Source organism: Vibrio sp. GJ43-1 (genome assembly GCF_055808835.1).
Map to the genome: position 1 here is coordinate 2,687,679 of NZ_CM147884.1, position 25,990 is coordinate 2,713,668.

Consider the following 25,990-nt stretch of genomic DNA (forward strand, 5'->3'; position numbering starts at 1 on the left):
TGCGTTTTGATTGGGTGAAAGTCGTCACATTCACGTACAATTACAATATTCATACAGCTTATTCATGGTCGTAACACTAGACTAAGAGTTGATATTTAGGGATACAAGCACTCACCTCGTGTGATGTGGAGAGATGATGAAAAAAATAGTGCGCTTTATTGGTTTAATCTTCAAGGGGATCTGGAAAGTCATTAACTTTACCAGATTAGCGATTGTGAACCTGATCTTCTTTGCCGTCATTGCAATGCTGTACTTCGGCTTTACGCAAGTTGATTCCAGTACACCAGCCGTAAAAAAAGAGTCTGCGTTAGTACTTAACATTGCTGGCCCTATCGTCGAGCAAAGCAGTTACGTCAATCCAATGGACTCCGTAACTGGCTCCTTGTTTGGCAAAGACATGCCGAAAGAGAACGTGTTATTTGATATTGTCGATACTATTCGACATGCCTCTACCGATGATCATGTCACTGGACTGGTTCTCTCTTTGCGCGACATGCCTGAAACTAGCCTAACTAAATTGCGCTACATCGCTAAAGCCATTAACGAGTTTAAAGCGACAGGTAAGCCCGTACTCGCCTACGGATCGTTTTACAATCAGAGCCAATATTACCTAGCCAGCTATGCCGATAAAGTTTACCTCGCCCCCGATGGTGCAGTTCTTATCAAAGGTTATAGCGCTTACTCTATGTACTATAAAACCTTACTTGAAAAACTTGATGTCACCACACATGTTTTCCGTGTAGGTACCTACAAGTCAGCCGTTGAACCCTTTTTACGCGACGACATGTCTCCCGCTGCAAAAGAGTCAGCCACTCGCTGGGTTTCTCAGTTGTGGGAAGCGTATGTCGACGACGTCGCGACCAACCGAGAACTCGCTCCAAATGTATTAACGCCCACAATGGATGCCTTCCTAGCCGAGTTAAAGTCGGTCGATGGTGATTTGGCAGCACTTTCCAAAAAACTTGGTCTCGTAGATGAACTTGCCACTAAGCAACAAGTTAACCAAGCCATGATCGATGCCTTCGGTAGTGATGGTGATGGCAGCTTTAATGCCATTGGCTACTATGACTACCAAATGACGATTCCGTTTGATGTTCAAGCGCCACAAGACAGCGTCGCAGTTGTCGTTGCGAGCGGAACCATTATGGATGGTGAACAGCCTAGAGGAACCGTTGGCGGAGATACCGTTGCTGGCTTGCTTAAACAAGCAAGAGAAGACGACACAGTGAAGTCAGTGGTATTACGAGTGGATAGCCCTGGTGGCAGCGCCTTTGCTTCAGAAGTCATTCGTAACGAAGTCGAGGCCCTACAGCAGGCTGGCAAACCCGTTGTTGTCTCTATGTCTAGCCTAGCCGCTTCTGGTGGCTACTGGATTTCAATGAGTGCCGACAAAATCATTGCACAACCAACAACGATCACAGGCTCTATTGGTATCTTTAGTGTCATTACTACCTTTGAAAAAGGACTCAATAACATCGGAATCAATACCGATGGCGTGGGGACATCGCCATTTTCTGGTGTTGGTGTGACCACGGGGCTCACCGAAGGCGCGTCAGCCGCGTTCCAAATGGGCATAGAGAATGGTTATAAACGCTTCATCACCTTAGTTGCCGATAACCGTGACATGACCGTCGACGGCGTGGATAACATTGCTCAAGGTCGAGTTTGGACAGGGCAAGACGCATTAGACCGTGGTCTTATCGACCAAATCGGTGATTTTGACGATGCGGTCGCGGTCGCAGCCGAGCTGGGTAATTTAGAAACCTATGATGTGTATTGGGTTGAAGAGCCACTTAGTCCTGCTCAACAATTTATGCAAGAAATGATGCAGCAAGTGAAAGTATCACTTGGCTACGATGTCTCAAGTTGGATCCCGGCTAGCTTACAGCCAGCCGCTGCACAAATTCAGCAACAAGCCTCGCTAGTGGAAAGCTTCAATGATCCGAAAGGTCATTATGTATTATGCTTAACTTGTAATGTTGAATAGAACTAAATAAGTAGATTTAACCACTCAATTAAGCTGTAAAGAGCCGCCATTTCGGTGGCTCTTTTGTTTGTTTCCGCTATAATCCCGCTACCTGTCCAAATCATAAAAGTAATGTCTGTCATGACAAGAAAGCACATCTACATTGCCTATACTGGCGGAACCATCGGAATGAAAAAGTCCAGCCATGGTTACATCCCAGTCGCAGGCTTCATGGAAAAGCAATTAGCCAGCATGCCTGAATTTCACCGTTCAGAAATGCCTGAATTTACCATCCATGAATACGATCCTTTGATTGACTCTTCAGACATGACACCAGCGGATTGGCAGCAGATTGCTGACGATATTCGTGACAATTACGACAAGTACGATGGCTTTGTTATTCTGCACGGCACCGATACCATGGCGTATACCGCGTCAGCGCTGTCATTTATGCTAGAAAACCTTGGTAAGCCAGTCATCGTTACTACGCTCACAGATCCCTCTAGCAGAGCTTCGTTCAGATGGTCAAGCCAACTTACTGAATGCACTGCATATTGCTGCCAACTACCCAATTAATGAAGTGACGCTATTCTTCAACAACCAGCTAATGCGTGGTAACCGTAGCACGAAATCACACGCTGACGGTTTTAATGCGTTTACTTCGCCTAACTTGCCTTCTTTACTTGAAGCAGGGATCAATATTCAGCTAAGTAATGGCGTAGAAATCAATAAGCCTGCAGACGGCGAGTTCCGCGTTCATGACATCACACCCCAACCTATCGGTGTGATCACTATGTACCCTGGCATTTCACATGAAGTGATTCGAAACACACTGCTCCAGCCAGTAAACGCCATGATCTTGTTGACGTTTGGTGTGGGTAACGCGCCGCAAAACCCGACGCTTTTAGCGCACTTAAAAGAAGCATCAGAACGCGGCGTCATCGTCGTCAACTTAACGCAATGCTTGGCAGGTAAGGTGAATATGGGCGGCTACGCGACAGGGTGTGCACTAGCAGATTCTGGAGTGATCAGCGGATACGATATGACGCCAGAGGCCGCACTTGCCAAACTGCATTACTTATTAAGCCAAAACTTGTCTTATGAGCAGATCAAAACGCAAATGTCGGAAGTTCTGCGTGGTGAAATGAGTAAGTAGTCAACGCACAATTACAAGCAAACACGCTACCACAAACAAGTACACATCGAGTTGCTGTTCACCACGCTATGCGCGAGTTGGCTATACGCAAGTTAGCTATACGCAAGTTAGAGTGAGCAGCACCTTCATTCACCCTGTTTCTATTTTTCAAGTTTATCCAATACCCGCTCCGCCGCCTCTTCGATTAAATCTAACACCCGTTCAAAGCCCTGCTCTCCACCATAATAGGGATCAGGTATCTCTGTCTCACCAGTGCAGCCATGGCTCAAGAAAAGCGAAACCTTGCTTTGAAGGTGATTAGGACACCTTAGCTTTAAGTCACTGAGGTTATCTTTATCAGCAGCTAAAATCATATCAAAGTGATAAAAATCCTCATCGGTGACCTGTCTCGCTGACATACCAGCGAAACTATAACCTCGCGCCTCAGCCGCTACTTTTGCTCTTGAATCAGGCGCTGCGCCTTCATGAAACCCAATCGTGCCAGCAGAATCCACTTCCACCGCTATACCTCGCCTTTTAGCACAAGCTTTCAGTACCGCTTCCCCCGTTGGAGAGCGACAAATGTTGCCCATGCATACAACTAGAATTGATGGTTTCATAGCATTCCTCTTTATTTTAAAGTGCACCCATAGGTTACTCCGGAAATTCTGCTTACTCTATGAACAAAATCCTTTCGTTAATATCGTTAAAATAGCACTAATTTAAAATTTAACGTCGCGCAGCTTTGCTACCTACGTCACATTTATTTCACTCATAGAAATCAGAACTTACCAAACCCTCTCAATGCGCCCCGCCCTAACCTAAGTAAACCTAAAACCACCCCAGAGAACTACGCCAAACTTACGAAAATCTAGCGTGACTTTTACGACACAAACAAATAAATCATTGTTATTAAAGGTTTTGTTATTTTTTTTACTTTGTAACAACGATTGATGTCACACAAAATTAATAGTCAATTTAAATCTGTTCCGTGAGCCGTTACTTTTGCGCCGTCTTAATTCCCCAACTTGGAGATAGCATGCCTCGTCGCAGTATGATTACCATCGCTTTAATGAGCATTAGCTTTGCTAGTTCAGCACAGAGCCACCTTGCCGCTCAGCCTCTTGTCGATACCCTATCGGAAAACCTATCGATTCAATATCAAGTCGATAGCAACTTGACCGACAGTAATGGATTACCTTGCCAGGAGCTTGGTGCGGATTGGGCGCTTTGTAATCAAAGTACGATGACCCTAACCAACGGCGGTACTGCCATTAAATCCAAAGACTGGTCACTCTATATTCATAGTGTGCGTATTATCTTAAAGCTGGATACAGATCAGTTCTCAATACAACGTATTACAGGCGATCTCTACGAAATCAAACCTACCTCTTCATTCAAAGGCATCGAATCTGGTGAGAGTTTAGATATTCCTGTTATCGGTGAATACTGGCAGCTATTTGAATCTGATTTCATGCCTCGTGCGTTTGTTAGCGCTGACAATGCAACGCCTAAAGTTCTCACTCAAATGGACACGGAAGATTTGAGCCAATTTGTTGCCCCGATTGAAGCGAAAAAACTAAAACGTGTATCGACGGACAACAATACACTTGTCACGCCAGAAGTTCGTTACCAAAACAATGCTGACTTATCTTTAACGCCAGTTAATCAACAAATTATCCCGACCCCTCACCAACTTATTGAAGGCAATGGAAGCCTTGATATACGAGCTGGTATTGATTTCACGTCGCTACCAATAGACCAAGCAACACTGAGCGCGATTGAGTCAAGAGCTCTAGCACTCGGTCTATCAAAATCGGGCAGTGTTGGTGTGTATGGTGAAGTGGATAAAACGGCGCTTGCTAAAGAAATTCAAGTAAGCGGTGGCTATAAACTGACTATTAATGAAAATGGTATTCACGTATTTGGCTATGACGACGCCGTGTTTGTATTATGCTATGCAGTCTCTATTTTCCCTGATCGATCTTGATGACCCAAGCCAAATCCCTTACTTAGAAATAAGCGATGCACCCCGTTATCAATACCGTGGTGTGATGGTCGATGTTGCCCGTAATTTCCACTCTAAGCAGGCTATTATCAAAACGCTCGACCAAATGAGCGCCTATAAACTCAATAAACTTCATTTACATCTTACTGACGATGAAGGATGGCGTTTAGAGATCCCTGGGTTGCCGGAGTTAACCGATATTGGTGCTAAACGCTGCTTCGATAAAACCGAAACCGAATGCCTATTGCCACAGCTCGGCTCTGGACCGGACAGCAACAATATGGGATCGGGTCACTTTAGCCGCGCGGATTATATTGAAATCCTTCGCTACGCTGCCGCTCGTCATATTGAAGTCATACCCGAAATCGACATGCCAGCTCACGCCCGAGCTGCGGTTGTCGCCATGGAAGCTCGTTACAATGACTTTAAAGCACAAGGAAAGGTAGAGCTTGCGGAAGAATACCGCCTCATTGATCCAAAAGATGACTCAAACGTCACAACGGTGCAGTTCTATGATCGAAAAAGCTTTATTAATCCCTGCTTAGCATCATCACATCATTTCGTCACAAAAGTGATATCTGAAGTACAAGCCATGCACAGTGAAGCTGGCGTACCATTAACTACTTGGCATTTCGGTGGTGATGAAGCGAAAAATATCAAACTACTCGGTGGACACCAAGACCGTCAGGCCGATCAAAAGGTGGCTGGAAAAGGTGAGATCGACCTTAGTAATGAACATCACCCATTTGAAAAGTCACCAAAATGCCAACAGCTGCTAGCCGATACCGCTCTAAAGTCCGTTAAAGAGCTGCCTAGCTATTTTGCTAAAAACGTAGCGCAAATTGCCAAAGATAAAGGTGTAGGGCAATTTCAAGCGTGGCAAGATGGCTTGAAAACAGCAACAGATTCAGGCGATTTTGCAACAGAAACAACACGAGTTAATTTCTGGGATACCTTGTATTGGGGCGGCACCGCCTCTGCGTACGAATGGGCTAAGAAAGGCTACCAAGTTATTATCTCTAACCCTGACTACCTATATATGGATTTCCCTTACGAATTCGATCCAAAAGAGCGTGGCTACTACTGGGCAACGCGCTCAACCAACACTCGTAAGATGTTCTCTTTTGCGCCGGAAAACCTACCTCAAAATGCAGAGACATCACTTGATAGAGATGGCAATGGGTTTGAAGGCAAAGGCACAATCGAGGCGCCCGCGTTTTATGGCATGTCAGCTCAGTTATGGTCTGAGACCGTAAGAACGGATGACCAATACGAATATATGGTTTTCCCTCGCGTTTTGGCAGCAGCTGAGCGTGCATGGCACAAAGGCAGCTGGGAAACCCCGTATACCGTCGGTAGAACATACTCCCAAGACACACAGTGGGTTAATAAAGAGGCGCTTGCTGCTGACTTCAATCGTTTTGCAAACATCTTAGGTCAACGAGAGTTAGCTAAGCTCGCAAAAGTCGGTATTCAATACCGCCTTCCAGTTCCAGGAGCAACCCTAAACAACGGCAAATTAGAGATGAACAGCGCTTTCCCTGGAATCCAACTTCAGTACTCGCTAAACCAAGGACAAAATTGGCTGAATTACGATAGCGATACACTACCAACTATTCATACTGATGTGTGGCTACGCAGTATCGATCGCCAAGGTCAGCGAAGCAGCAGAATCACCATTCTAAAACTCTAATATTTCAACACCTATCCATCAATGTTGCCCAAAGATGACTTTGGGCAACAACTTATAAAAAAGATAATCAACAATGAAAAAGCTAGCAGTAACAATGCTGACCTGTGTTTCAGTAGGCGCAATCGCATCCGATAACATCGATATTGACGCTATTAAAGCAGGCATGAAATATGAGGTGTACGGTAAGATCGCCCTACAAGCTCACTTTCGGGAGTACGCGAACTCCCCCAATTTAACTGGGTTTCAAACCAACAATGAAAGTCGTATCGGCTTTCGTGGCAGTAAACAATTCGCTAAATTTAAGCCACTATTTATCTGGCAAATCGAGTCGGGTTACGTCGACCCTTCTTATAAAAATCATGAAGCTAGCGGCGGATTGGGTGAGCGAGACACGTTTGTAGGTTTTGAGGACTGGGACTCATTTGGGCAGATTCGTTTGGGCCGAGTGCTCACACCCATGTACGAAATTGTCGACTGGCCAGGTGCTAACCCGGGAATGGGCGATGTTTGGGACTGGGGTGGTATGATTGGCGGTGCCAAATTTCAAGATCGCTCATCCAATAGCATCCGATGGGACTCGCCTGAATGGCGTGGCGCATCTGTTGACGTGGGCTATGGCCGAACAAAAGCAGCGGCGACTGGCGCGGACCAAGGGTGGTGGCAAGGTAGTGCAGCGCACTACAAAGCGGGGCCTTTCTTAATTTCTGGTGCGTACGAAATTAACCGCAACACCAAAGAAACCGTCAATTATGAAAAACCGGGAAGCACGCCCGCGAAGACCTCTGATAGTCGTATTTGGGACAACAATACCTACCTTGCAAGTTTACAAGGCTGGTTCGACAACGGTATTTCATTCTTTACCCAATACCGTTGGCAAGATGCGTTGGTTACATCTGGTCTCGATACGGGGCGAAAAGAAAAGCAAAATGCCTTCTCAACCGCATTTATGTATGATATTTCAGATTGGCAGTTCAAACTTGGCTACGCGAAAAATGAGGAACTCAGCGTCAACGGTCAGACATTATCAGGAACGGATGACGATGTAATTTCTTTCCAGACTATGTATTACGTTGACCCAACTGCCGTCCTATATTTTCGAGCAAAAGACGTAAGAATGGGTGACAACAAACTGCCAGTATCTGGCTCGCAGGACTTATCTTATCGTCGTTGGAAGTCAGACTCGTACGACGAAGTATCGGTTGGTGTCGAATACGTATTTTAACCACTGAATATTTAGGGAGGTCTTCCTCCCTATTAATGAGGTAACCATGAAAAAAATAATTAGCAGCCTACTTCTGTTGTTTACGTGCTTTAATTTACACGCACAAGAAACCACACACCTTCTTGAACTTGGGCGCGGTATTGTGGTCCACGTCGTCAACGGTGAAGCAGTCGAAAACGGGTTTTTCAATGACAATAATCAGTTGATTTTAAACCAAGCAGAAAACCAACTGCTTTTAACACTAGAGCAGCCGATCCCTTACAACACGATGAAAGAAAAGTATCGTTCAAATTTGATCGTGTTAACGTTTGAATTAACCTCTTCCAACGCAACGCTATCTTATCCTTTATTTAGAGATAAAGCCGATGCTCGAGCCTTTGAGCAAGAACTCAATTTTGAGTTCATAGACACAGAAAACTCATCTATTCGTTTTGTCGCGGACACCATTGCGACGACGGGCTTTGTCGGGTTTGAAGACTTCGTCGGGATTCTTAAAGAATATAACCGCAAGCAACAAGAACAATGAAAAACGCCAACGAGCTCAATTTAACTAATACCCACTTTGCAGTGGGTATTAGTTTTTAAGTGATTCCAGCCTAACCGTGCGCCGATATCCCTATTTATTCTCTTGTTTTTTTCTTTTCATATTCCTTTATCATGGAATAAACGTTAGCTGCCGCTTAATAAAGGGAATCAATCATGTCACTGTCAGATGAACAAAAACAGTTAAAACACAAAGCTCGTCAACAAAAAGTTAAAGAAAATGTTGATGAGAAAATTGCCAATGCCCAAGAAGAAAAAGGGCTACTACTTATCATTACTGGCAATGGTAAAGGCAAATCAACCTCAGGCTTTGGCACTGTAGCTCGAGCAGTAGGTCACGATAAAAAAGCTGCGGTGGCGCAGTTCATCAAAGGCACATGGGCAAACGGCGAGAGAAACCTTCTAGAAAAACTCGGTGTTGAGTTTCAAGTCATGGCGACAGGCTTTACCTGGGAAACACAAAATAAAGAAGCAGATACGATTGCTGCACAGTTGGTGTGGCAAGAGTGCAAACGTATGCTCAAAGACGACACTATTGATGTGGTGTTATTTGACGAACTCACCTACATGGTCAGCTATGGTTATATTGACTTAGATGAAGTGGTTGAAGCGCTAACCGAACGCCCTAAGATGCAATCGGTCATCATCACGGGCCGTGGCGCTCACCGCACTCTCATCGAACTTGCTGATACGGTTTCTGAAGTTAAGAATGTCAAACACGCTTTTGAATCTGGCGTTAAAGCACTAAAAGGCGTCGATTGGTGATTAATTAACCAAACGGCCTTCCCCATCACAAAAATGAGATGCAAGTCTCATTTTTTTCTATATACTGCCCCACCGTTTGCTGCGCACTCGCGTCAGTTATACACCAATACAAGCCGTCACCAAGGAACTGTGAACGACCCCAAGGAATTGGACCAGCTGCAATTTTAAAAGCTTGTAAAGGTATAAAAATGGTCAAATATTTCTTTTCCTATCGTCAAGATTGGTTTCCGCAACCCTCGACGCTAACGTCTTGGTCTTCTTCTCCAATGCTGTTTACACTCACTGCTCGTGAGGTATACCCACTATGACCGCTATCCTTTTCGGGTTATTTGGCATCGCTTCCCTTATCGCTATTGGTTTTATCTTCTCAGAGAACCGAAAAGCAATTAACTGGAATACCGTGCTACGCGCACTATTACTGCAAGTTCTGTTTGCCGCTTTTGTCTTGTACATCCCTTTTGGTCAACACATCCTTGGTGCGATGAGCAATGGCGTAGCAAAAGTCCTGAGTTTCTCTGACGTGGGTATCCAATTTTTATTTGGTGATCTCGCCACTGAAGGGTTTATCTTTGCCGTTCGCGTTCTACCAATTATCATTGTGATCAGCGCCCTTATCTCCGCTTTGTATTACCTTGGTATTATGCAAATCGTGATTCGTGTTTTAGGGGGCCTTATCCAACGCTTCTTAGGTACCAGCAAAGCCGAATCTCTGGTCGCAACAGGTAACATCTTCCTATCTCAAGGTGAGTCACCGTTACTTATCCGTCCATTTCTTGCGACGATGACTCGCTCAGAACTATTCGCGGTGATGGCAGGTGGCATGGCGTCGGTTGCTGGCAGTGTATTAGGCGGTTATGCCGGACTAGGCGTGGAACTGCGATATCTGATTGCCGCCAGCTTTATGGCTGCACCTGGTTCTCTTATGATGGCGAAGCTCATTGTTCCTGAACAACACACCCCAGCGGACCACCAATCAATAGACTTAGACACCTGACGATCAAAGCAACGTCATTGATGCGCTTGCATCTGGTGCAATGAATGGCGTTAAGGTCGCCGTTGCCGTGGGTACAATGCTGGTGGCATTTGTCAGCGTGGTCGCAATGGCGAATGCCGCTATTGAATCGATCGCAGAGCTATTTGGTGCCGACGGCATTACTTTGCAACTGCTGTTTGGGTACGTGTTTGCCCCCATTGCGTGGCTGATTGGCGTCGACCAAAGTGAGATGATGCTAGCTAGGTTCATTTATTGGTCAAAAAGTGGTCATGAATGAGTTTGTCGCGTTCATCGACTTTATTAAGTACCAAGCAACACTGTCTGAACACAGCCAAATTATTATTACTTTTGCGCTCTGCGGCTTCGCAAATATTGGCTCGATTGCCATTCAACTGGGCTCCATTGGTGTCATGTCGCCAGAGCGTCGCTCTGATGTGGCAAGTTTAGGGTTTAAAGCAGTATTGGCAGGTACCCTTGCAAACTTAATGAGTGCTTGTTTAGCTGGGATATTCTTTTCGCTCTAAATGCTTAGCAATTGGTTAATCTAGCACTTGTCAGAAGCAAAAAGCGGTGTCCAAGGACACCGCTTTTTAATAACCATTCAACGCTATACTGCGTATGGTTAGCCTTATCACTCTAGTTAAATAGCCCCTTCAGAAGACCATCAACGGCTTTCTTCGTTTTTTCATCTTTGATGCCAAGACGCTCTGTCGCGCGTTCCACTTCTTTTTGTGCTTTTTGCTTAAGCACATCATCAAAGACCAATGCAAACTGCGGTTGTGTCCAGGCACCAGTGACTTTAATCGGAATAGTGACATCACGCAGTTCAGTAATACTTTGTCCGCCTTGTCCTTCTAACGTTCCGACTACAGAGGTGCGAACTAAAAAGTCGACCGTCTCATCAATGTAATTCGCCGACCCTTCGCCATTAATACGTAATAGCGGTGACTCGGCCTTCATATTGTTGGTCGATACCACGCCCTTATTCAAAGTTAATGTTGCCGTCATGGCACTAAAGTCCGTTTTCTGAGGACCTTGTTTGCCATCTGGTGACTGCCCCTTAAATCGAGCGTAATTATCACGAATCATCTGAGCAACGTTGATGCCATTTACCGCACCATCTTCAAAGTTGATCTTGATGGTTCCCTTCAAATTTTTCTTAATGCCCGTCTGAGTTAAGCTTTTGCCGAGTAATATTGACATCAATATTACCCGTTCCTTCCAGCTTATCATTACCCGCAACGTCTTTAAGTAAAGGCTGAACTTTCACTCCTTTGATTTTTTTCACTGCGCTATAGCTTGTTAGGCGACTTTCTCGCATCAAGCTTCGCTTTAGCAGTAATCGAACCCTGGTACAGGTTTGAACTAAATGATGTTAACTCCGCCACACCACGGTTAACATAAAATTGCGTCTTAACTGCCTGCATGTGTGCATTGGCGGCTTTAAATTTATCGATGGTAATTGAGCCTTTAACATCCAAGCCTTTTAAGGCACTAAGATCCGGCTCAACTTCTACCGCGTTAGCAGGCTTTTCGCTACCACTGCCCGCTGCAGTTTTATCTTCCTGTTTAGCGGCTTCCTGTGACTGAGCCAGACCTAAAAATTCGTCTAGATCAATATTTGGGCTATGCAGTGAAAAACGCACTTGAGGAATATCAGCAAGCTGAACCGTCGCTTTCCCATCCAACGCAATGTTATTCACCGTCAACTTTTGCAAGACAAAGTCGAGAAATTGCTTCTTCAAATCAAACTCTAAATTTGATGCCATACCCACTTTCATTGGTGACTGGGGCAAAGCTTCCCCCTCTACCGCAGCATCCAGTGTTAACGCATTCAAGGTTAACCTTGTCATCGCTTTATCGATTTCAAATGCGGTACTACCTGATGCATTCAACGCCATGTCCGCCACGATACCTTGAAGCGCAAAGCTAATGTTATTCACTTTATCAAATTCAAACGTATCAAGTTTTAATTGAGCACTATCAATCTTGTTCACACCATCATTGAAAGTGGCATCAAATTCAATATTTCTCAGCGCGTAACGACTGAAGTCTTGGCTTAACGTAAAATCTGCCGTACCGTTGGCAGTAAACTGCTGAGTTGCGGCTTGCCCTTTTGCTTCCATTGCACCTTTGACTGAAAATTTCGCCGTCGTCCATTGGTCTGCGGCAAACTCAGAGACGGTTAGACCAACATCATAAAGCTTAGTCAAGGCTCCCGTTTGGGCGTCTGAAATTTCGAGTAATGCATTGGAAACCGTCACACCAGAAAGAGAAATCTTCCAGCCATCAGCCGATGTAGCACTTACATCTTGTGTTTGAGTTGCCACGTCTTGAGTGGTGGTTTCTGGCGTCGCCTCTTTGGCTGCCGTTATCGCATCTAAATTAGAGCGGCCGTCGGCAAGCGTCTCTAGGTACACTTGCGCACCATCTAATGTTACTGAACCAATCTCTAATGTCTTATCAAGTATTGGCATCACGGCAATACTTACACCCACTTGGGTTACGCTAAATAAGTTTGGGTTGTTAAAGCCTTGCGGGTTTTTTAGTTTCGTCTCGCCCAATTCAAAGCCAAGAGACGGGAAGAACTGCCAACTGATGTCACCGTTAATTTCCAACTCAAGTCCAGTTTGTGTTTGAACTTGTTCAGTGATCATTGGTTTAAACTGATTTGGATTAACAAACACAACCAGTGCAGTGATGGCGACGATTATCACCAAAATTGGAATGGCGAGAATAAGGAGTAGTTTTTTCATTGGCAACTTCCTTGCAAGGCTAAAAAACAAAAAGTGGCACATAAAGTGCCACTAATTTATTAAAAAATAAAGCAATTTAAACGTTACGAGCACACCCATTCAGTATAGAACAAATTGCAACACCGTAACGTAAGAATTCAAATGCCTGACGGTAAGAATTACGCTCTAAGCAACTTCGCAATATGTGCCTTAAGTACGTCGATCGCTATACGGTTTTTACCACCGCGAGGAACGATAATATCGGCATACTGCTTCGACGGTTCAATGAACTGCATGAACATAGGGCGAACGGTCTTTTGATATTGTTGTAGAACAGACTCCATTGTACGGCCACGCTCTTCAACATCACGAGTCACACGACGCAACAAGCAAATATCTAACGGTGTATCCATAAAGACAGTCGCATGCATCAGCTTACGTAGTCTTGGATCCGTTAGCAGCAAGATACCTTCAAGAATGATCACTTTTTTCGGCGTTAATGCCGTCGTTGTGCTCGTACGTGTATGATCAGAATAGCTATATTCCGGCACTTCAACCGCTTCACCGCGAATCAACGCCTCTAGATGGTCACACAATAAGTCGTGATCAAGCGCACTTGGGTGGTCGTAGTTGGTTTTAACACGCTCATCCATGCTCAGATGGCTTTGGTCGTTGTAGTAACAATCTTCCGTGATCACACCAATTTGATGATCGCCCACTTTTTCGCGCAGTTCGTTATAGATAGTGCTCGCAATGAGACTTTTTCCAGAAGCAGAAGCGCCAGCGATACCGACGATGACACATTGATTATTATCAGACATTCTTTGCACCTAGTACATATATGGTGGTGAGGACAAAACCGGGTAATTATAGGGATTTCACCCCTTAGATACTAGACGATTGCGCAGTTATTTGGTGTTCAATATTACCTTTCGTCACCAATTTTCACTTTGCAATCGATTACTTTTTTCACCCTTACCGCAATCACCTAGAAATACGCTACTCAACCATGGTAAATTGAATCGAATCAGGTTTGGCTTGACCGCTCCAATAAAGGTCGGCGCACACTCTTTCAGCTAACGTTTGATAAATGGCGGCATGCTCACCTTGAGGACTGGCCACTACCGTTGGCGCACCATTATCCACTGACTCACGAATATCAATATGCAGCGGCACCTGAGCTAATAGATTAATACCAAATTTGGACGCCATCCATTCTGCGCCACCAGAGCCAAAAATATGCTCTTTCGAGCCACACTGGCTACAGATGTGATAACTCATGTTTTCAATCACGCCCAGCACTGGCACCGATACTTTATCAAACATCGCCACCCCTTTTATGGCATCGGCTAACGCTAAGTCTTGAGGCGTCGTTACGATTAATGCTGCCGTCACGGGAATTTGCTGTGACAGGGTCAATTGAATGTCACCAGTACCTGGTGGCATATCAAGGACCAGATAATCCAACTCAGGCCATTCTGTTTCATTTAATAACTGTGCGAGAGCTTTTGATGCCATTGGACCGCGCCAAATCGCTGCATCATCAGAACTAATTAAATAACCAATCGACTGGGTATAGATGCCGTGTGCTTCAACGGGTTGCATCCATTTGCCATCACGAACCTCAGGGTGGGCATCCATTTTACCAAGCATCAGTGGTACCGACGGCCCATAGACATCGGCATCCAAAATCCCCACTTTCGCCCCTAACTTGCTAATGGCAAGCGCAAGATTGACCGCCGTCGTTGATTTACCTACACCACCTTTTGCCGACGTCACTGCGATAATATTCTTCACGCCCTTTACTTCAGCCGCCACAGTCGTAACTAGGGGTTTAGTTGAACAACAAACTGAGAAATTGAACGGCGCAACCTGTTGGCTTTCTTGCGCTGTATTGATCCATGCTTCTAACTCATTTAAAAGTGTTTGGTTAGCAAAGGGCAGCGTAATAATAAACTCACCTGTCGCTAGCACCTTTACTACTTCCGGCACTTCGCTCCAGCCAACTTTTAAATTATCCGCTGTAAATTCTCCTAGCCATTGACAAAATTCTTGTTTCGACTCAAACGTGCGCATTAGGGGGTTCCTTGTATTTGCTATTACTGTAAGACTAGCACTGAGTTGCCAGAACCAGAACCCCAAAAAAGTTAAGGGGATTGACTCGGGATACCTTGGAGTCACGACGAGCATCATGTAGTATTAGCCAATATTTTACACTGAATAAGAAAGCGATAATTAAGTATGGCAACCGATCCGAGAAATCTTTCCGCAAGGAAACTGTTGGTAACCTGCGCGCTACCGTACGCTAATGGCTCAATCCACCTAGGTCACATGCTTGAACACATTCAAGCCGACATCTGGGTACGCTATCAGCGTCTACGTGGCAACGTAGTTAACTTCATTTGTGCTGATGACGCTCACGGCACACCAATCATGCTGAAAGCTCAGCAGATGGGGATCTCGCCAGAAGAAATGATCGCAGCGGTTAGCGAAGAGCACCAAAAAGATTTCGCTGGCTTTGACATTAGCTTTGATAACTATCACAGCACGCACAGTGACGAGAACCGCGAGCTTGCTTCTCATATTTATCTAGAGCTTAAGAAAAACGGGTTTATTTCTAGCCGTACCATTTCTCAACTGTTCGATCCTGAAAAAGAAATGTTCTTACCGGATCGTTTTGTTAAAGGCACGTGCCCTAAGTGTAAGTCTGAAGACCAATACGGTGACAACTGTGACAACTGTGGCGAAACCTACAGCCCTACAGAGCTGATTAACCCGAAATCAGCAGTCTCTGGTGCCACACCTGTAATGAAAGACTCAGAGCACTTCTTCTTTGACCTGCCTCAATTCGAAAGCATGCTAAAAGAATGGACACGTTCTGGCTCTCTACAGAACGAAACTGCAAACAAAATGCAGGAGTGGTTTGAGTCTGGCTTGCAACAATGGGACATCTCTCGTGATGCGCCTTACTTTGGTTTTGAAATCCCAGGCGAAAAAGATAAATTCTTCTACGTGTGGCTTGATGCCCCTATCGGCTACATGGGTTCATTTAAAAACCTTTGTGACAAGCGCGACGACCTAGACTTCGATGAGTACTGGAAAAAAGACAGCACGACTGAGCTTTACCACTTCATCGGTAAAGATATTGTTTATTTCCACAGCCTATTCTGGCCTGCAATGCTTGAAGGTTCCGGCTTCCGTAAACCAAATAATGTGTTTGTTCACGGTTATGTCACCGTAAATGGCGCAAAGATGTCGAAATCAAAAGGTACCTTTGTTAAGGCGAGTACTTACCTTAACCATTTGGACCCTGAGTGCTTGCGTTACTACTATGCAGCCAAATTAAACAGCCGTATTGATGACTTAGATCTTAACCTTGAAGACTTCACCCAGCGCGTTAACGCTGACGTTGTTAACAAGATTGTTAACCTAGCATCTCGTAATGCTGGTTTCATCACTAAGCGTTTTGATGGCAAGCTATCTGACAATTTTGCCGAACCTGAGCTTTATAACGAATTTGTCGCAGCGGCTGACCGTATCGGAGCATTCTATGAGTCTCGTGAATTTGGTCGCGCGATTCGTGAAATCACCGCTCTTGCTGACAAAGCTAACCAATATGTCGATGAGAAAGCCCCATGGGTAGTCGCTAAAGAAGAAGGTAAAGACCAAGAGCTGCAAGATATCTGCTCTGTTGGTATCAACCTTTTCCGAGTGCTTATCGCCTACTTGAAGCCAGTGATGCCAGAACTTGCTTCTAGAACTGAAGCGTTCTTAAATGAAGAGTTAACGTGGGAGAGCATTGAAACTCCGTTGACCGCTCATGACATTACTAAGTTCAAAGCTTTATTCAACCGCATTGACCCGAAAAAGGTTGAAGCCATGGTAGAAGCCTCGAAAGAAGATGCAGCGATTGAAATGGCTGCAAAGGAAAAAGCGGAAGCGGAAAAAGAACAAGCCAGTCAAACTGAACTTGATAAAGAGCCAATCGCTGAAGAGATTGAATTCGATGACTTTGCAAAAGTCGACATGCGAATTGCACGTATCATCTCTTGCGAAGAAGTGCCAAAAGCAAACAAGCTACTTAAATTCCAATTGGATATTGGCGGCGAAACTCGTCAGGTATTCTCTGGTATTAAATCGGCGTATAAACCAGAAGAACTGGAAGGGAAGCTAACCGTGATGGTCGCTAACCTAAAACCACGTAAAATGAAATTTGGTATGTCTGAAGGCATGATTCTAGCGGCTGGCCCTGGTGGCAGCGACCTATGGATTCTAGAACCGCACGAAGGCGCACAGCCGGGTATGCGAGTCATGTAAGCCATCTTCAACACGTAAAAACAAAAAGCCAACTTTCGAGTTGGCTTTTTTATATGACAAAGTCAGCAGTTTTAGTGCAACTGCACCATAAGCATACAGCCTCCTTGGCCGATTGGAAGTAAGGGCAATATAAATATTTGATTTTGTTGACAAAAAAATTTGGCATTACGATTGCAATCATTAACTAAGTGATACACCGACTATCAGGAGATTGTTATGTTTATCTTAGTTTCTATTCTTATCTCACTTTGTCTACTTGCGTTAATCTATCGTTATTCATATCGGCATAACCACAAGCTAGAACGTCGATACCAACTCATTGTTCACCTAAGAGATCTGGTCAACCTAATCCAGCGACACCGCTCAGGAAGTCATTATTCACTGGCGTTTGATCAGAAAAAAGCTAAACAACTGCGCAAGGTGGAGCAGGCCATCGACGTACACTGCCAGGCGCTTATTCAACTATCCCATATCAATAACAAGCCAATGTACCGCGTGCTACACAACAATATTGCGTTAATGATTCGCTCGTGGACGCATTTTAGTGTGAGTAAAAACCAAATCGTACACGGCAAAATGGTTCGTCACCTATTATTGCTCATTGATGACCTTATGGTGGTATGGCTTATCGATATTGAAAAAGAGGAGCTTGAGAAGGAATATAGTACAAAATGGCATTGCGTCATAGATTGCCTAGACTGCCTGACTCAGCTACGACTGTGTATTCAAAAATCCGATTCTACATTAGGTAAGCAGCAACTATTACACTACTGCCAGATTATGCGTAAGAAACTGCATCGACTGACTGTCACTCACTCACACACTCTCGCACCTTTGCCAATATATGGCGTCGCGATGGTTGACCTTGATGCCATACTCGCTAACCCTCCAGAACTCATCGACAAAGAAAGCATGTATCAACTTAGCTCGGCGCTCTCTGATTCCATTTTGAATATTTATGATGAACTCATCGGCGAACTCGCAGAAACTCTCTATCAACCTTTACCTAAACTCGCCGTTATTTAATGCACCGTTTCGCCATAATAAAAAAACCGCCGATTGGCGGTTTTTTTATTGTCAGCATTACATCACGTAAAAATCACTCACGCTGACTAAAAACTAACTGTCATCTTCCGTAAAACTCGTCGGTAGTGTGGTTTTCATCTGATTCCATACTTGGCCACTTGCCAAGCCATACTGACGAATCACAATACGAGTAGCCGATCACGATCACCTGACTCACAAATCACGAGTAAATCTTTATAAAAGTTCAGTGCTAACATTCTCGCCTCTGGGTTGGAGAAGTAGTACGTTCCTACACGATCGTAGAGCTTTTTCAAACCGTTAAAGATAAGCCCGTAAATTTGGTTACCAGAATGGAAAGCCAAACGTTGGAACAACATGTAATCGTAAAAATTAAAAGTACGAGCGATCAATGCGATCTGGCGCTTCTCTTCATCTTTCTCGGTTTCGTCTTTCACATGTTGACGAATTTTATCTTCGTATGGTGATGTTTCTACGAAGGCATCCCAAGATTCAGCGTTTAGCAAGCTTTCACAAGACTCAATAATGCCTTCAATGGTTCTTTCCGAGTTCTCTTTATTCGCTTTAAACGCGTAACGCATAAATATTGGGCTAATATTTGTGCGTGCTGCTAATAAGTCTTCAACAATAGAGGTCGCGTTGCCAGCATCCAATGTCATTAACGTATCAAGAATGTGTAGACCTGACGTCTCCATAAATTGGTTAACTTTGGTTGGCTTACCATGTTGAATTGTTAACCATCCATCGCGAGCAAGCCGCTGTAGCACTTCACGCAAGGTTGTCCTTGTCACCCCAATTAGTTCTGATAACTCTCGCTCAGCTAGGTAGAATTGAACCAGGGGGAAAGCGACCATTCCAGATACTTTCGATAATATATTTTTCAGCGAACCCTGCAGGGCTCTTCGCCTTAATCACCATTATGGGGTTTATCCAATTATTTAATTCATTTGACTATAGAACTCATCATACCACTACTTCAAGAAATTGGTAAACCTACACTACTTATATCTGTAACATTAAAAATATAGAGTATTGACTCTATATTGACATTTCTTTAGCGGTTAGCATTCATTACTCGCAAATATCATTAAGCACCCCGTGTTAATCACTCCATCACATACTCATGACCCACGAGATATAGCAGGCGGCACTACTATGCACCGTGGTTATTATTACGTTATATCCGAAGTAAATGCGGCTTTACCCAAGAATAACTTTCTTTTTTAAGCAATTCGTTTCAACTACTATCGTTGAGCCCTGTTTTTTACAATTGCTTGCATCGTATAACACCATGCTAGGGCACCATAAAACCATGTTTTACTTATATTGCATGGATCGCGTTTTTGGAAAAAACTAGAATAATCAACCCCTGAAATTGTAATTTTTGTTGACTATATCCAATCAAAGAGTAGAGTTGCGGTCGAAGCAAGGAGCGCTTAAAAACTGAGAGACTTGGCAAGTGAACAAAGGCCTTCGCCCACGTGTAACGACGTTTGTTTTCTAAGTTTTTATAGTTTAATTTTGTTTGGAACCTCCTCTCAAATACTCTAACGCCTTCTTGTAATTTTCGATTAATAACTACATAAGAGTATTACTATGCCGATGTCTATAGGAAAGGCTTTCATCAAGAACTTCCTTGGTAAAGCTCCGGATTGGTATAAATTAGCGATCATTGCTTTCCTAATTATCAACCCTATTGTTTTTTTCCTGATTGATCCGTTTGTAGCTGGCTGGCTACTTGTTGTTGAGTTCATCTTCACCCTTGCAATGGCGCTCAAGTGCTATCCATTGCAACCCGGCGGATTACTCGCAATTGAAGCCGTTGCTATGGGGATGACCAGCCCCGCCATGGTGAAACACGAAATAGTAAACAACATCGAAGTACTGCTACTCCTTGTATTTATGGTGGCAGGTATCTACTTCATGAAACAACTGTTGTTGTTCATGTTTACCAAAATCTTACTGGGTATCCAGTCTAAGACGATCCTTTCTTTGGCGTTTTGTTTTACCGCAGCCTTCCTATCAGCCTTCCTTGACGCGCTAACGGTAATCGCCGTTGTTATCAGTGTTGCCATTGGCTTTTACTCTATTTATCATAAGGTTGCATCTGGAAAAGGCTCAGGCTCTTCCCATGACCATACGCATGATGATGAGCTGTCAGAACTCACTCGTGATGATCTTGAAGATTATCGTGCCTTCTTGCGCTCTTTACTCATGCACGCAGGTGTAGGTACAGCATTAGGCGGCGTAATGACAATGGTTGGCGAACCACAAAACCTAATTATTGCCGATCAGGCAGGTTGGTTATTTGGTGAGTTCATTATTCGCATGCTACCTGTCACCGCGCCGGTCTTTGTACTTGGTCTGGTAACATGTGCGCTTGTTGAAAAATTCAAAGTCTTTGGCTACGGCGCGCAGCTTCCTGATAACGTTCGTCAAATCTTAGTCGACTTTGATCGTGAAGAACGTAAGACCAGAACAAAACAAGACGTAGCAAAACTATGGATTCAGGGTGCTATCGCCGTTTGGTTGATTGTCGCACTGGCTATGCACCTTGCTGCAGTGGGTCTTATCGGTCTATCGGTTATTATCCTCGCTACTGCGTTTACTGGCGTCATTGAAGAGCATTCCATGGGTAAAGCTTTTGAAGAAGCCTTACCGTTTACGGCGCTGCTTGCAGTATTCTTCTCTATTGTTGCCGTTATTATCGACCAAGGCCTATTCAAGCCGATCATCGATGCCGTGCTCCATGTCGAAGACAAAGGTACGCAATTGGCGCTGTTCTACGTCGCCAACGGTATTCTATCCATGGTTTCGGACAACGTATTTGTAGGAACCGTTTACATCAACGAAGTAAAAGCCGCTCTGAACGATGGACTGATTACTCGCGACCAGTTCGACTTACTGGCTGTCGCTATCAACACCGGTACTAACCTACCTTCTGTTGCGACACCAAATGGTCAGGCAGCATTCTTGTTCCTATTAACCTCAGCACTGGCACCACTTATCCGCCTGTCGTATGGCAAAATGGTCATCATGGCACTGCCTTATACTGTCGTTCTGGCATTAGTGGGTCTGTTTGGCATCGTGTATTTACTCGAGCCTATGACGGCTTGGTTTTACGACGCAGGTTGGATTGTAGAGAATTCAAGTAAGGTTATTGAGGCCGCCATCTCATCTGGTCATTAATTTTTAGTTGCTTGTGAAACTAATCCACGTTAAAAAGCTCTGAGTATTCAGAGCTTTTTTTATTTCAAGGACGACTCCGTGACGATTCTTTCCAACATCAAAGCATTTTCCAAGACACGCCTATCATGGGCATTATTATTTGCGTGCACGTTAATTTTTGAACTGTGCGCGTTATTCTTCCAGCATGTGTTAATGCTAGGTCCGTGTGTCATGTGCATTTATGAGCGTGTTGCCATGTTTGGCATCTTAGGTGCAGCGACGATCGGTCTCATCAACCCAAACAATACGGTATTACGCTGGACCGGGCTGATTGCATGGGGAGCTGCTGCCGTTAAGGGATTAACATTGTCACTTGAGCATGTGGATTATCAGTTTAACCCGTCACCGTTTAAAACTTGTGACCTCTTTGTCACCTTTCCAGATTGGGCGCCACTTAACGAATGGGCCCCATGGATGTTTGAAGCCTATGGCGATTGTTCGAAAGTTGTGTGGCAATTTTTAACGCTTTCAATGCCGCAATGGTTAGTCATTATTTTTGCAGGTAACCTGGTCGCATTGGCCATTATTGTATTGGCTCAAGGTGCAAAACAGTCCCGCTCGCGCACTCGCGGTTTTCAGTAACGGCTGAGCATGTACTCCCAAATAAAAGCCCCCTGTCGCGGTATCACGACAGGGGGCTTTTCGATTTCTCAAGTCGCCGTTACTTTCCACAACACTTTTTGTATTTTTTACTACTGCCACAAGGACAAGGGTCATTACGGCCTGTGTCTTTAAATGGATTAACCGACTGAGATTGATGACCAATCATCATTTCATCAGCCGCCAACGCGATCTCATTAATCATGTGATCGAGCTGCGGAGCTAAGTCATTAAGCTGAGGTAGCGTTTCATAGCCTGCCTGCGTCATTTCTGCATGTGTTTGGCTTTCATCAATCGCCAACATTAGCGTGGTTAGAAACGCTTGTAGCATTCGGATCGTGCCATCACTTGGCGATTTTTCAAACCACAACGGCTCAACATGTTGCCACGCTGCCATGAAGCCTTCAGCAAAGTCTGCCAGACGCTCACGATTATCATCCAAATCCGGTAGTACATTGTATTGATTGGCTTTTAGATACGCATACTGGGCGTTCAGATGCGCGACCACCCACTCTTCTTGTTGCTTATCATAGTCAGCAATAACCGTCGCTAACCACTCTGAAGGTGCTAATGGTGAAACGGTGAAGTTTGCGGCAAGAATAGCCCCTTCCAAGTAGTCTGCCGACTCGCCTTGCCATCCGTTAGGTAATTGAATGAGATTCATCATATGGGTTTCTGTATTTAGGTTTGCCGCAAGTATATTTCGCCCCTAGCAATACATCAATGGTCGATTCTTGATCGCTTTCCAGATAGAATCCCCGCTCCAGAATAATGAGAGTACCCCTATGCGTGTTGTTTTAGGTCCAATGGAAGGTGTGTTAGACCATTTAATGCGAGAAATTTTGACTGAGATTAACGACTACGATCTCTGCGTCACAGAATTTGTACGTGTGGTTGACCAGCGCTTACCAGACCATGTTTTCCACCGCATTTGCCCCGAGCTTACGCAAGGTTCGCAAACTAAATCAGGGACTCCGATTCACATCCAATTGCTTGGCCAACATGCACAATGGATGGCAGAAAACGCCGTCATTGCTGCGGAGCTGGGCGCGAAAGGCGTTGATCTTAATTTTGGCTGTCCTGCAAAGCTGGTAAATAAGAGCAACGGCGGCGCCGCAATGCTTCAACACCCTGAACAAATTTACCAAGTCATTAAGTCATGTCGTGATGCAGTCGACCCCACTGTTCCTGTAACCGCCAAGATTCGCCTAGGCTGGGAAAACCCCGATGATTGCTTTGAAATTGTCGATGCTGTTGAGCAAGCGGGGGCGGCTGAACTTGCCGTTCATGCTCGCACCAAAGCGGGCGGATATAAAGCCAGTGAAATTAAGTGGGATTACATTAATGAAATACGCAAGCGCGTTTCGATTCCATTAATTGCCAATGGTGAAATCTGGAACTACGAGGATGGTCAACGCTGCATTGCCACCACTGGTGTCGATTCATTAATGGTGTGCCGAGGCGCGTTTAACGTACCGAACCTAGGCAATGTGGTCAAACATAACCAGGCACCTATGCCGTGGAGTGAAGTAGTGGAACTCTTGATCCAATACTCCACCTATGAAATGAAAGGCGACAAAGGGATGTACTACCCTAACCGCGTGAAGCAGTGGTTTGCTTACTTACGGAATCAGTACCCAGAAGCCATGGAATTATTCCGCGAGATTCGAATTCACAAAACCGCCGCGCCTATTGTGGCCGATATCAAACGCTATCGCGATGCACTTCACGTCAGTTAACCGCAATTTCCGTTAACTTTAATTTCAGTGAACAACAAGTAAAGTGCATGATGCGCGATAGCCTGTCGCTATATTTTCATCCGTTAAACAACAGTATAGATGCTTTACCCTTCACCTCTACGGTAAGGGTATCTGCGTCAATATCACATGGCGTTTTCGTCCACCAGCATCGCAAGCCTTTACAATTGGCCGCAATTTTCCAAAGTGGTAACGAAACGGTCATCGGCGTATCCGATAGGTTAAAACCACTGATTACAACGTTACCCTTAAATTCTCGCGCATAAATCAAACCGCCCGCTTCTACCCATAGCGTTACAAAACTGCCCTTTTGTAACGCCGGTAGCTGGCGTCTTGCGGCAATCAGCTTAGTAAAGTATTCAAGCCATTCATTGTTTTCCATTCTATCCCAAGGGAAACAGCGCCTGTTGTCAGGATCATGGCTCCCTTCTAACCCAACTTCTGTCCCGTAATATAGACAAGGTGCCCCCACATAAGTCATCAGTAGCTGTGCCGCGATTTTAAATCTATCCACATCGCCTTGTAATGTGGTCAACAAGCGCTCAGTATCGTGGCTGTCTAATTGGTTAAGCTGAGAAAGCTGATTCGCCCATGGTAGCTTGGCACTCGCTTCACGTAACCACGCCAAAAAATCGCGGCAATCAAGCTCAATCGGATCAAACTGAATATCTTTGCTCGCCAATAGCGCTCTAACTGGATGAGCAAAGCCATAATAGTTCATCGAGCCATCCTCTTGGTCACCTTGTAGCCAGCTCGTTGCCTCAAAAAAGTGTTCCCCAAGCATGTAAGAGTCCGGTGATACTGATTTCATCGCCTCACGAAAAGCCGTAACATAGTGCGCATTATTCGCCGCCCCTTCGCCTTCCCCTAGCATATGAATCACATCAAAGCGCCAACCATCAATCAAGTAAGGCGGCTTCAACCAATGTTTGATCACCGAATCTTCGCTCTGATAAATCGCGTCCCGAACCTGTTTATTATTGAAGTTCAGCACGGGTAAGGTATCAATACCCTTCCAACCGACGTAGCCTAAACTATCACTGCCCTCATCGTTTTGACCTTTAAAGAAATAATAATCCCGATATGGACTATTGACCGAACCATAGGCACCGTTCCTTGTTTGTGATTTATCAAACCAAGCATGCTCAGTGGAAGTATGATTAAGCACGGCATCGAGTACGATCTTCATCCCTCTTTGATGGATGTCCTCGGATAGTGTTGCAAACTGCTGGTTAGTCCCAAATTTCGGGTCAATAGAATAGTAGTCTACCGTGTCATATTTATGGTTTGAGTAAGAAGTGAAGATCGGGTTGAGGTACAGTGTTGTAATGCCTAGCGCTTGTAAATAATCTAACTTTTGTTGTACGCTTAGCTAAATCACCACCGTAAAACTCAACGGCACCAGTATTGCCATGTTGACCAACCGGTTCTCCCCACGATCGCTTCACTGATTGTCGATTTTTGCCTAAATACTGATATTCACCATCTTCAACACCAATAGACGGATCACCATTACAAAAACGTTCCGGGAATATCTGATAGAAGACCTGCTCAGACACCCATTCTGGTGGTCGGGCGACTCGATTGTATTTAAAGTGATACTCCCTACCGGGCATCCTTACTTGCACGCCACGACCATCTAACCAATACTGAGCCTGCCCTAAGATCGCTTTAAAGGTGTAATAAGTGACTGACTTATCCTGACTCAGAGGCAGTATTGCCTGCCACACTCGCAAACGCCCTTTTTTCTCTCCTGATACCATGTCAATGAGGTACTCTTCATTGTCGGGTTCATGCCTTAGCAGCACCCGCTCAAACGGTAAGTCTTCGGTGAGTAGTTCAATATGTAAACAATCAGCATGTGCAGTAACACCGTCAGTAGTCTGCGAATGATAGAGATAAGGAGTGCTCATAAGTCTCTTGTTACCAGTGATTTAGGATGACGCTATTCTAATCAACTCCGTAGACAAAAAAATCCCCCTT

At 44.7% G+C, this 25,990-nt stretch carries 15 protein-coding genes and 5 pseudogenes; 12 read left to right on the top strand and 8 right to left on the bottom strand.

Annotated features, from left to right (window positions below; translation table 11 throughout):
* Positions 1 to 136 precede the first annotated feature (136 nt).
* Entirely contained in the window at positions 137 to 1,987 is a 1,851-nt protein-coding gene (gene sppA, locus AC0L66_RS12850; protein ID WP_473569256.1) for a signal peptide peptidase SppA, read from the top strand.
* A gap of 120 nt (positions 1,988 to 2,107) precedes the next feature.
* Positions 2,108 to 3,122: pseudogene (gene ansA, locus AC0L66_RS12855) on the top strand (asparaginase).
* Between the two features lie 140 nt (positions 3,123 to 3,262).
* On the opposite strand, the gene AC0L66_RS12860 reads toward ansA, so the two are convergent.
* Complete coding sequence (locus AC0L66_RS12860) at positions 3,263 to 3,721, bottom strand: low molecular weight protein-tyrosine-phosphatase (RefSeq protein ID WP_473567583.1); 459 nt, start codon at positions 3,719 to 3,721, stop codon at positions 3,263 to 3,265.
* 419 nt (positions 3,722 to 4,140) lie between these two features.
* Between AC0L66_RS12860 and AC0L66_RS12865 the strand changes: the two are divergent.
* The 5 genes and pseudogenes from AC0L66_RS12865 (at position 4,141) to AC0L66_RS12885 (ending at position 10,850) form a co-directional block, all read left to right on the top strand.
* A pseudogene (locus AC0L66_RS12865) lies at positions 4,141 to 6,802 on the top strand (beta-N-acetylhexosaminidase).
* A gap of 73 nt (positions 6,803 to 6,875) precedes the next feature.
* Complete coding sequence (locus AC0L66_RS12870; RefSeq protein ID WP_265675279.1) at positions 6,876 to 8,024, top strand: porin; 1,149 nt, start codon at positions 6,876 to 6,878, stop codon at positions 8,022 to 8,024.
* Between the two features lie 46 nt (positions 8,025 to 8,070).
* Positions 8,071 to 8,550, top strand: coding sequence for a DUF2057 family protein (locus AC0L66_RS12875; protein ID WP_265675280.1), 480 nt, complete (start codon positions 8,071 to 8,073; stop codon positions 8,548 to 8,550).
* A 173-nt stretch (positions 8,551 to 8,723) separates the two neighbouring features.
* A complete protein-coding gene (gene cobO / locus AC0L66_RS12880; protein ID WP_265675281.1) occupies positions 8,724 to 9,332 on the top strand; it encodes a cob(I)yrinic acid a,c-diamide adenosyltransferase in 609 nt (202 codons plus the stop codon).
* Between the two features lie 304 nt (positions 9,333 to 9,636).
* Positions 9,637 to 10,850, top strand: a pseudogene (locus AC0L66_RS12885) (NupC/NupG family nucleoside CNT transporter).
* Between the two features lie 112 nt (positions 10,851 to 10,962).
* Here AC0L66_RS12885 and AC0L66_RS12890 read toward each other — a convergent pair.
* From AC0L66_RS12890 to apbC, 3 genes and pseudogenes are all read right to left on the bottom strand, one after another.
* Positions 10,963 to 13,082 (bottom strand): annotated as a pseudogene (locus tag AC0L66_RS12890) (AsmA family protein).
* Positions 13,083 to 13,240: 158 nt separating this feature from the next.
* Positions 13,241 to 13,882: a uridine kinase gene (gene udk, locus AC0L66_RS12895; protein WP_265675284.1), complete on the bottom strand. Its 642-nt coding sequence runs from the start codon at positions 13,880 to 13,882 to the stop codon at positions 13,241 to 13,243.
* Between the two features lie 178 nt (positions 13,883 to 14,060).
* On the bottom strand, positions 14,061 to 15,137 hold the full coding sequence (gene apbC, locus AC0L66_RS12900) for an iron-sulfur cluster carrier protein ApbC (RefSeq protein ID WP_473567586.1): 1,077 nt from the start codon (positions 15,135 to 15,137) through the stop codon (positions 14,061 to 14,063).
* Between the two features lie 165 nt (positions 15,138 to 15,302).
* On the opposite strand from apbC, the gene metG reads away from it, so the two are divergent.
* The gene (gene metG, locus AC0L66_RS12905; RefSeq protein ID WP_265675286.1) at positions 15,303 to 17,378 is read left to right on the top strand and encodes a methionine--tRNA ligase; all 2,076 of its coding nucleotides are present in this window, start codon (positions 15,303 to 15,305) and stop codon (positions 17,376 to 17,378) included.
* Between the two features lie 216 nt (positions 17,379 to 17,594).
* Complete coding sequence (locus AC0L66_RS12910) at positions 17,595 to 18,404, top strand: hypothetical protein (RefSeq protein ID WP_473567588.1); 810 nt, start codon at positions 17,595 to 17,597, stop codon at positions 18,402 to 18,404.
* A gap of 93 nt (positions 18,405 to 18,497) precedes the next feature.
* On the opposite strand, the pseudogene fadR reads toward AC0L66_RS12910, so the two are convergent.
* Positions 18,498 to 19,340: pseudogene (gene fadR / locus AC0L66_RS12915) on the bottom strand (fatty acid metabolism transcriptional regulator FadR).
* Positions 19,341 to 20,018: 678 nt separating this feature from the next.
* On the opposite strand from fadR, the gene nhaB reads away from it, so the two are divergent.
* Positions 20,019 to 21,611, top strand: coding sequence for a Na(+)/H(+) antiporter NhaB (gene nhaB / locus AC0L66_RS12920; protein WP_265675289.1), 1,593 nt, complete (start codon positions 20,019 to 20,021; stop codon positions 21,609 to 21,611).
* 78 nt (positions 21,612 to 21,689) lie between these two features.
* On the top strand, positions 21,690 to 22,232 hold the full coding sequence (gene dsbB, locus AC0L66_RS12925; protein ID WP_265675290.1) for a disulfide bond formation protein DsbB: 543 nt from the start codon (positions 21,690 to 21,692) through the stop codon (positions 22,230 to 22,232).
* A gap of 79 nt (positions 22,233 to 22,311) precedes the next feature.
* Here the strand turns inward: dsbB and AC0L66_RS12930 are convergent, their stop codons facing one another.
* Positions 22,312 to 22,917 (bottom strand): SEC-C metal-binding domain-containing protein, encoded by a 606-nt coding sequence (locus tag AC0L66_RS12930; RefSeq protein ID WP_265675291.1) that lies wholly within the window; start codon positions 22,915 to 22,917, stop codon positions 22,312 to 22,314.
* A gap of 118 nt (positions 22,918 to 23,035) precedes the next feature.
* On the opposite strand from AC0L66_RS12930, the gene dusC reads away from it, so the two are divergent.
* Positions 23,036 to 23,989, top strand: a complete 954-nt coding sequence (gene dusC / locus AC0L66_RS12935) for a tRNA dihydrouridine(16) synthase DusC (RefSeq protein WP_265675292.1) — start codon at positions 23,036 to 23,038, stop codon at positions 23,987 to 23,989.
* A 76-nt stretch (positions 23,990 to 24,065) separates the two neighbouring features.
* Here the strand turns inward: dusC and malZ are convergent, their stop codons facing one another.
* Positions 24,066 to 25,337: a maltodextrin glucosidase gene (malZ, locus tag AC0L66_RS12940; protein WP_473569257.1), complete on the bottom strand. Its 1,272-nt coding sequence runs from the start codon at positions 25,335 to 25,337 to the stop codon at positions 24,066 to 24,068.
* Positions 25,288 to 25,920: a hypothetical protein gene (locus tag AC0L66_RS12945; RefSeq protein WP_473567589.1), complete on the bottom strand. Its 633-nt coding sequence runs from the start codon at positions 25,918 to 25,920 to the stop codon at positions 25,288 to 25,290. The genes malZ and AC0L66_RS12945 overlap by 50 nt, the downstream gene beginning before the upstream one ends.
* Positions 25,921 to 25,990: the final 70 nt, after the last annotated feature.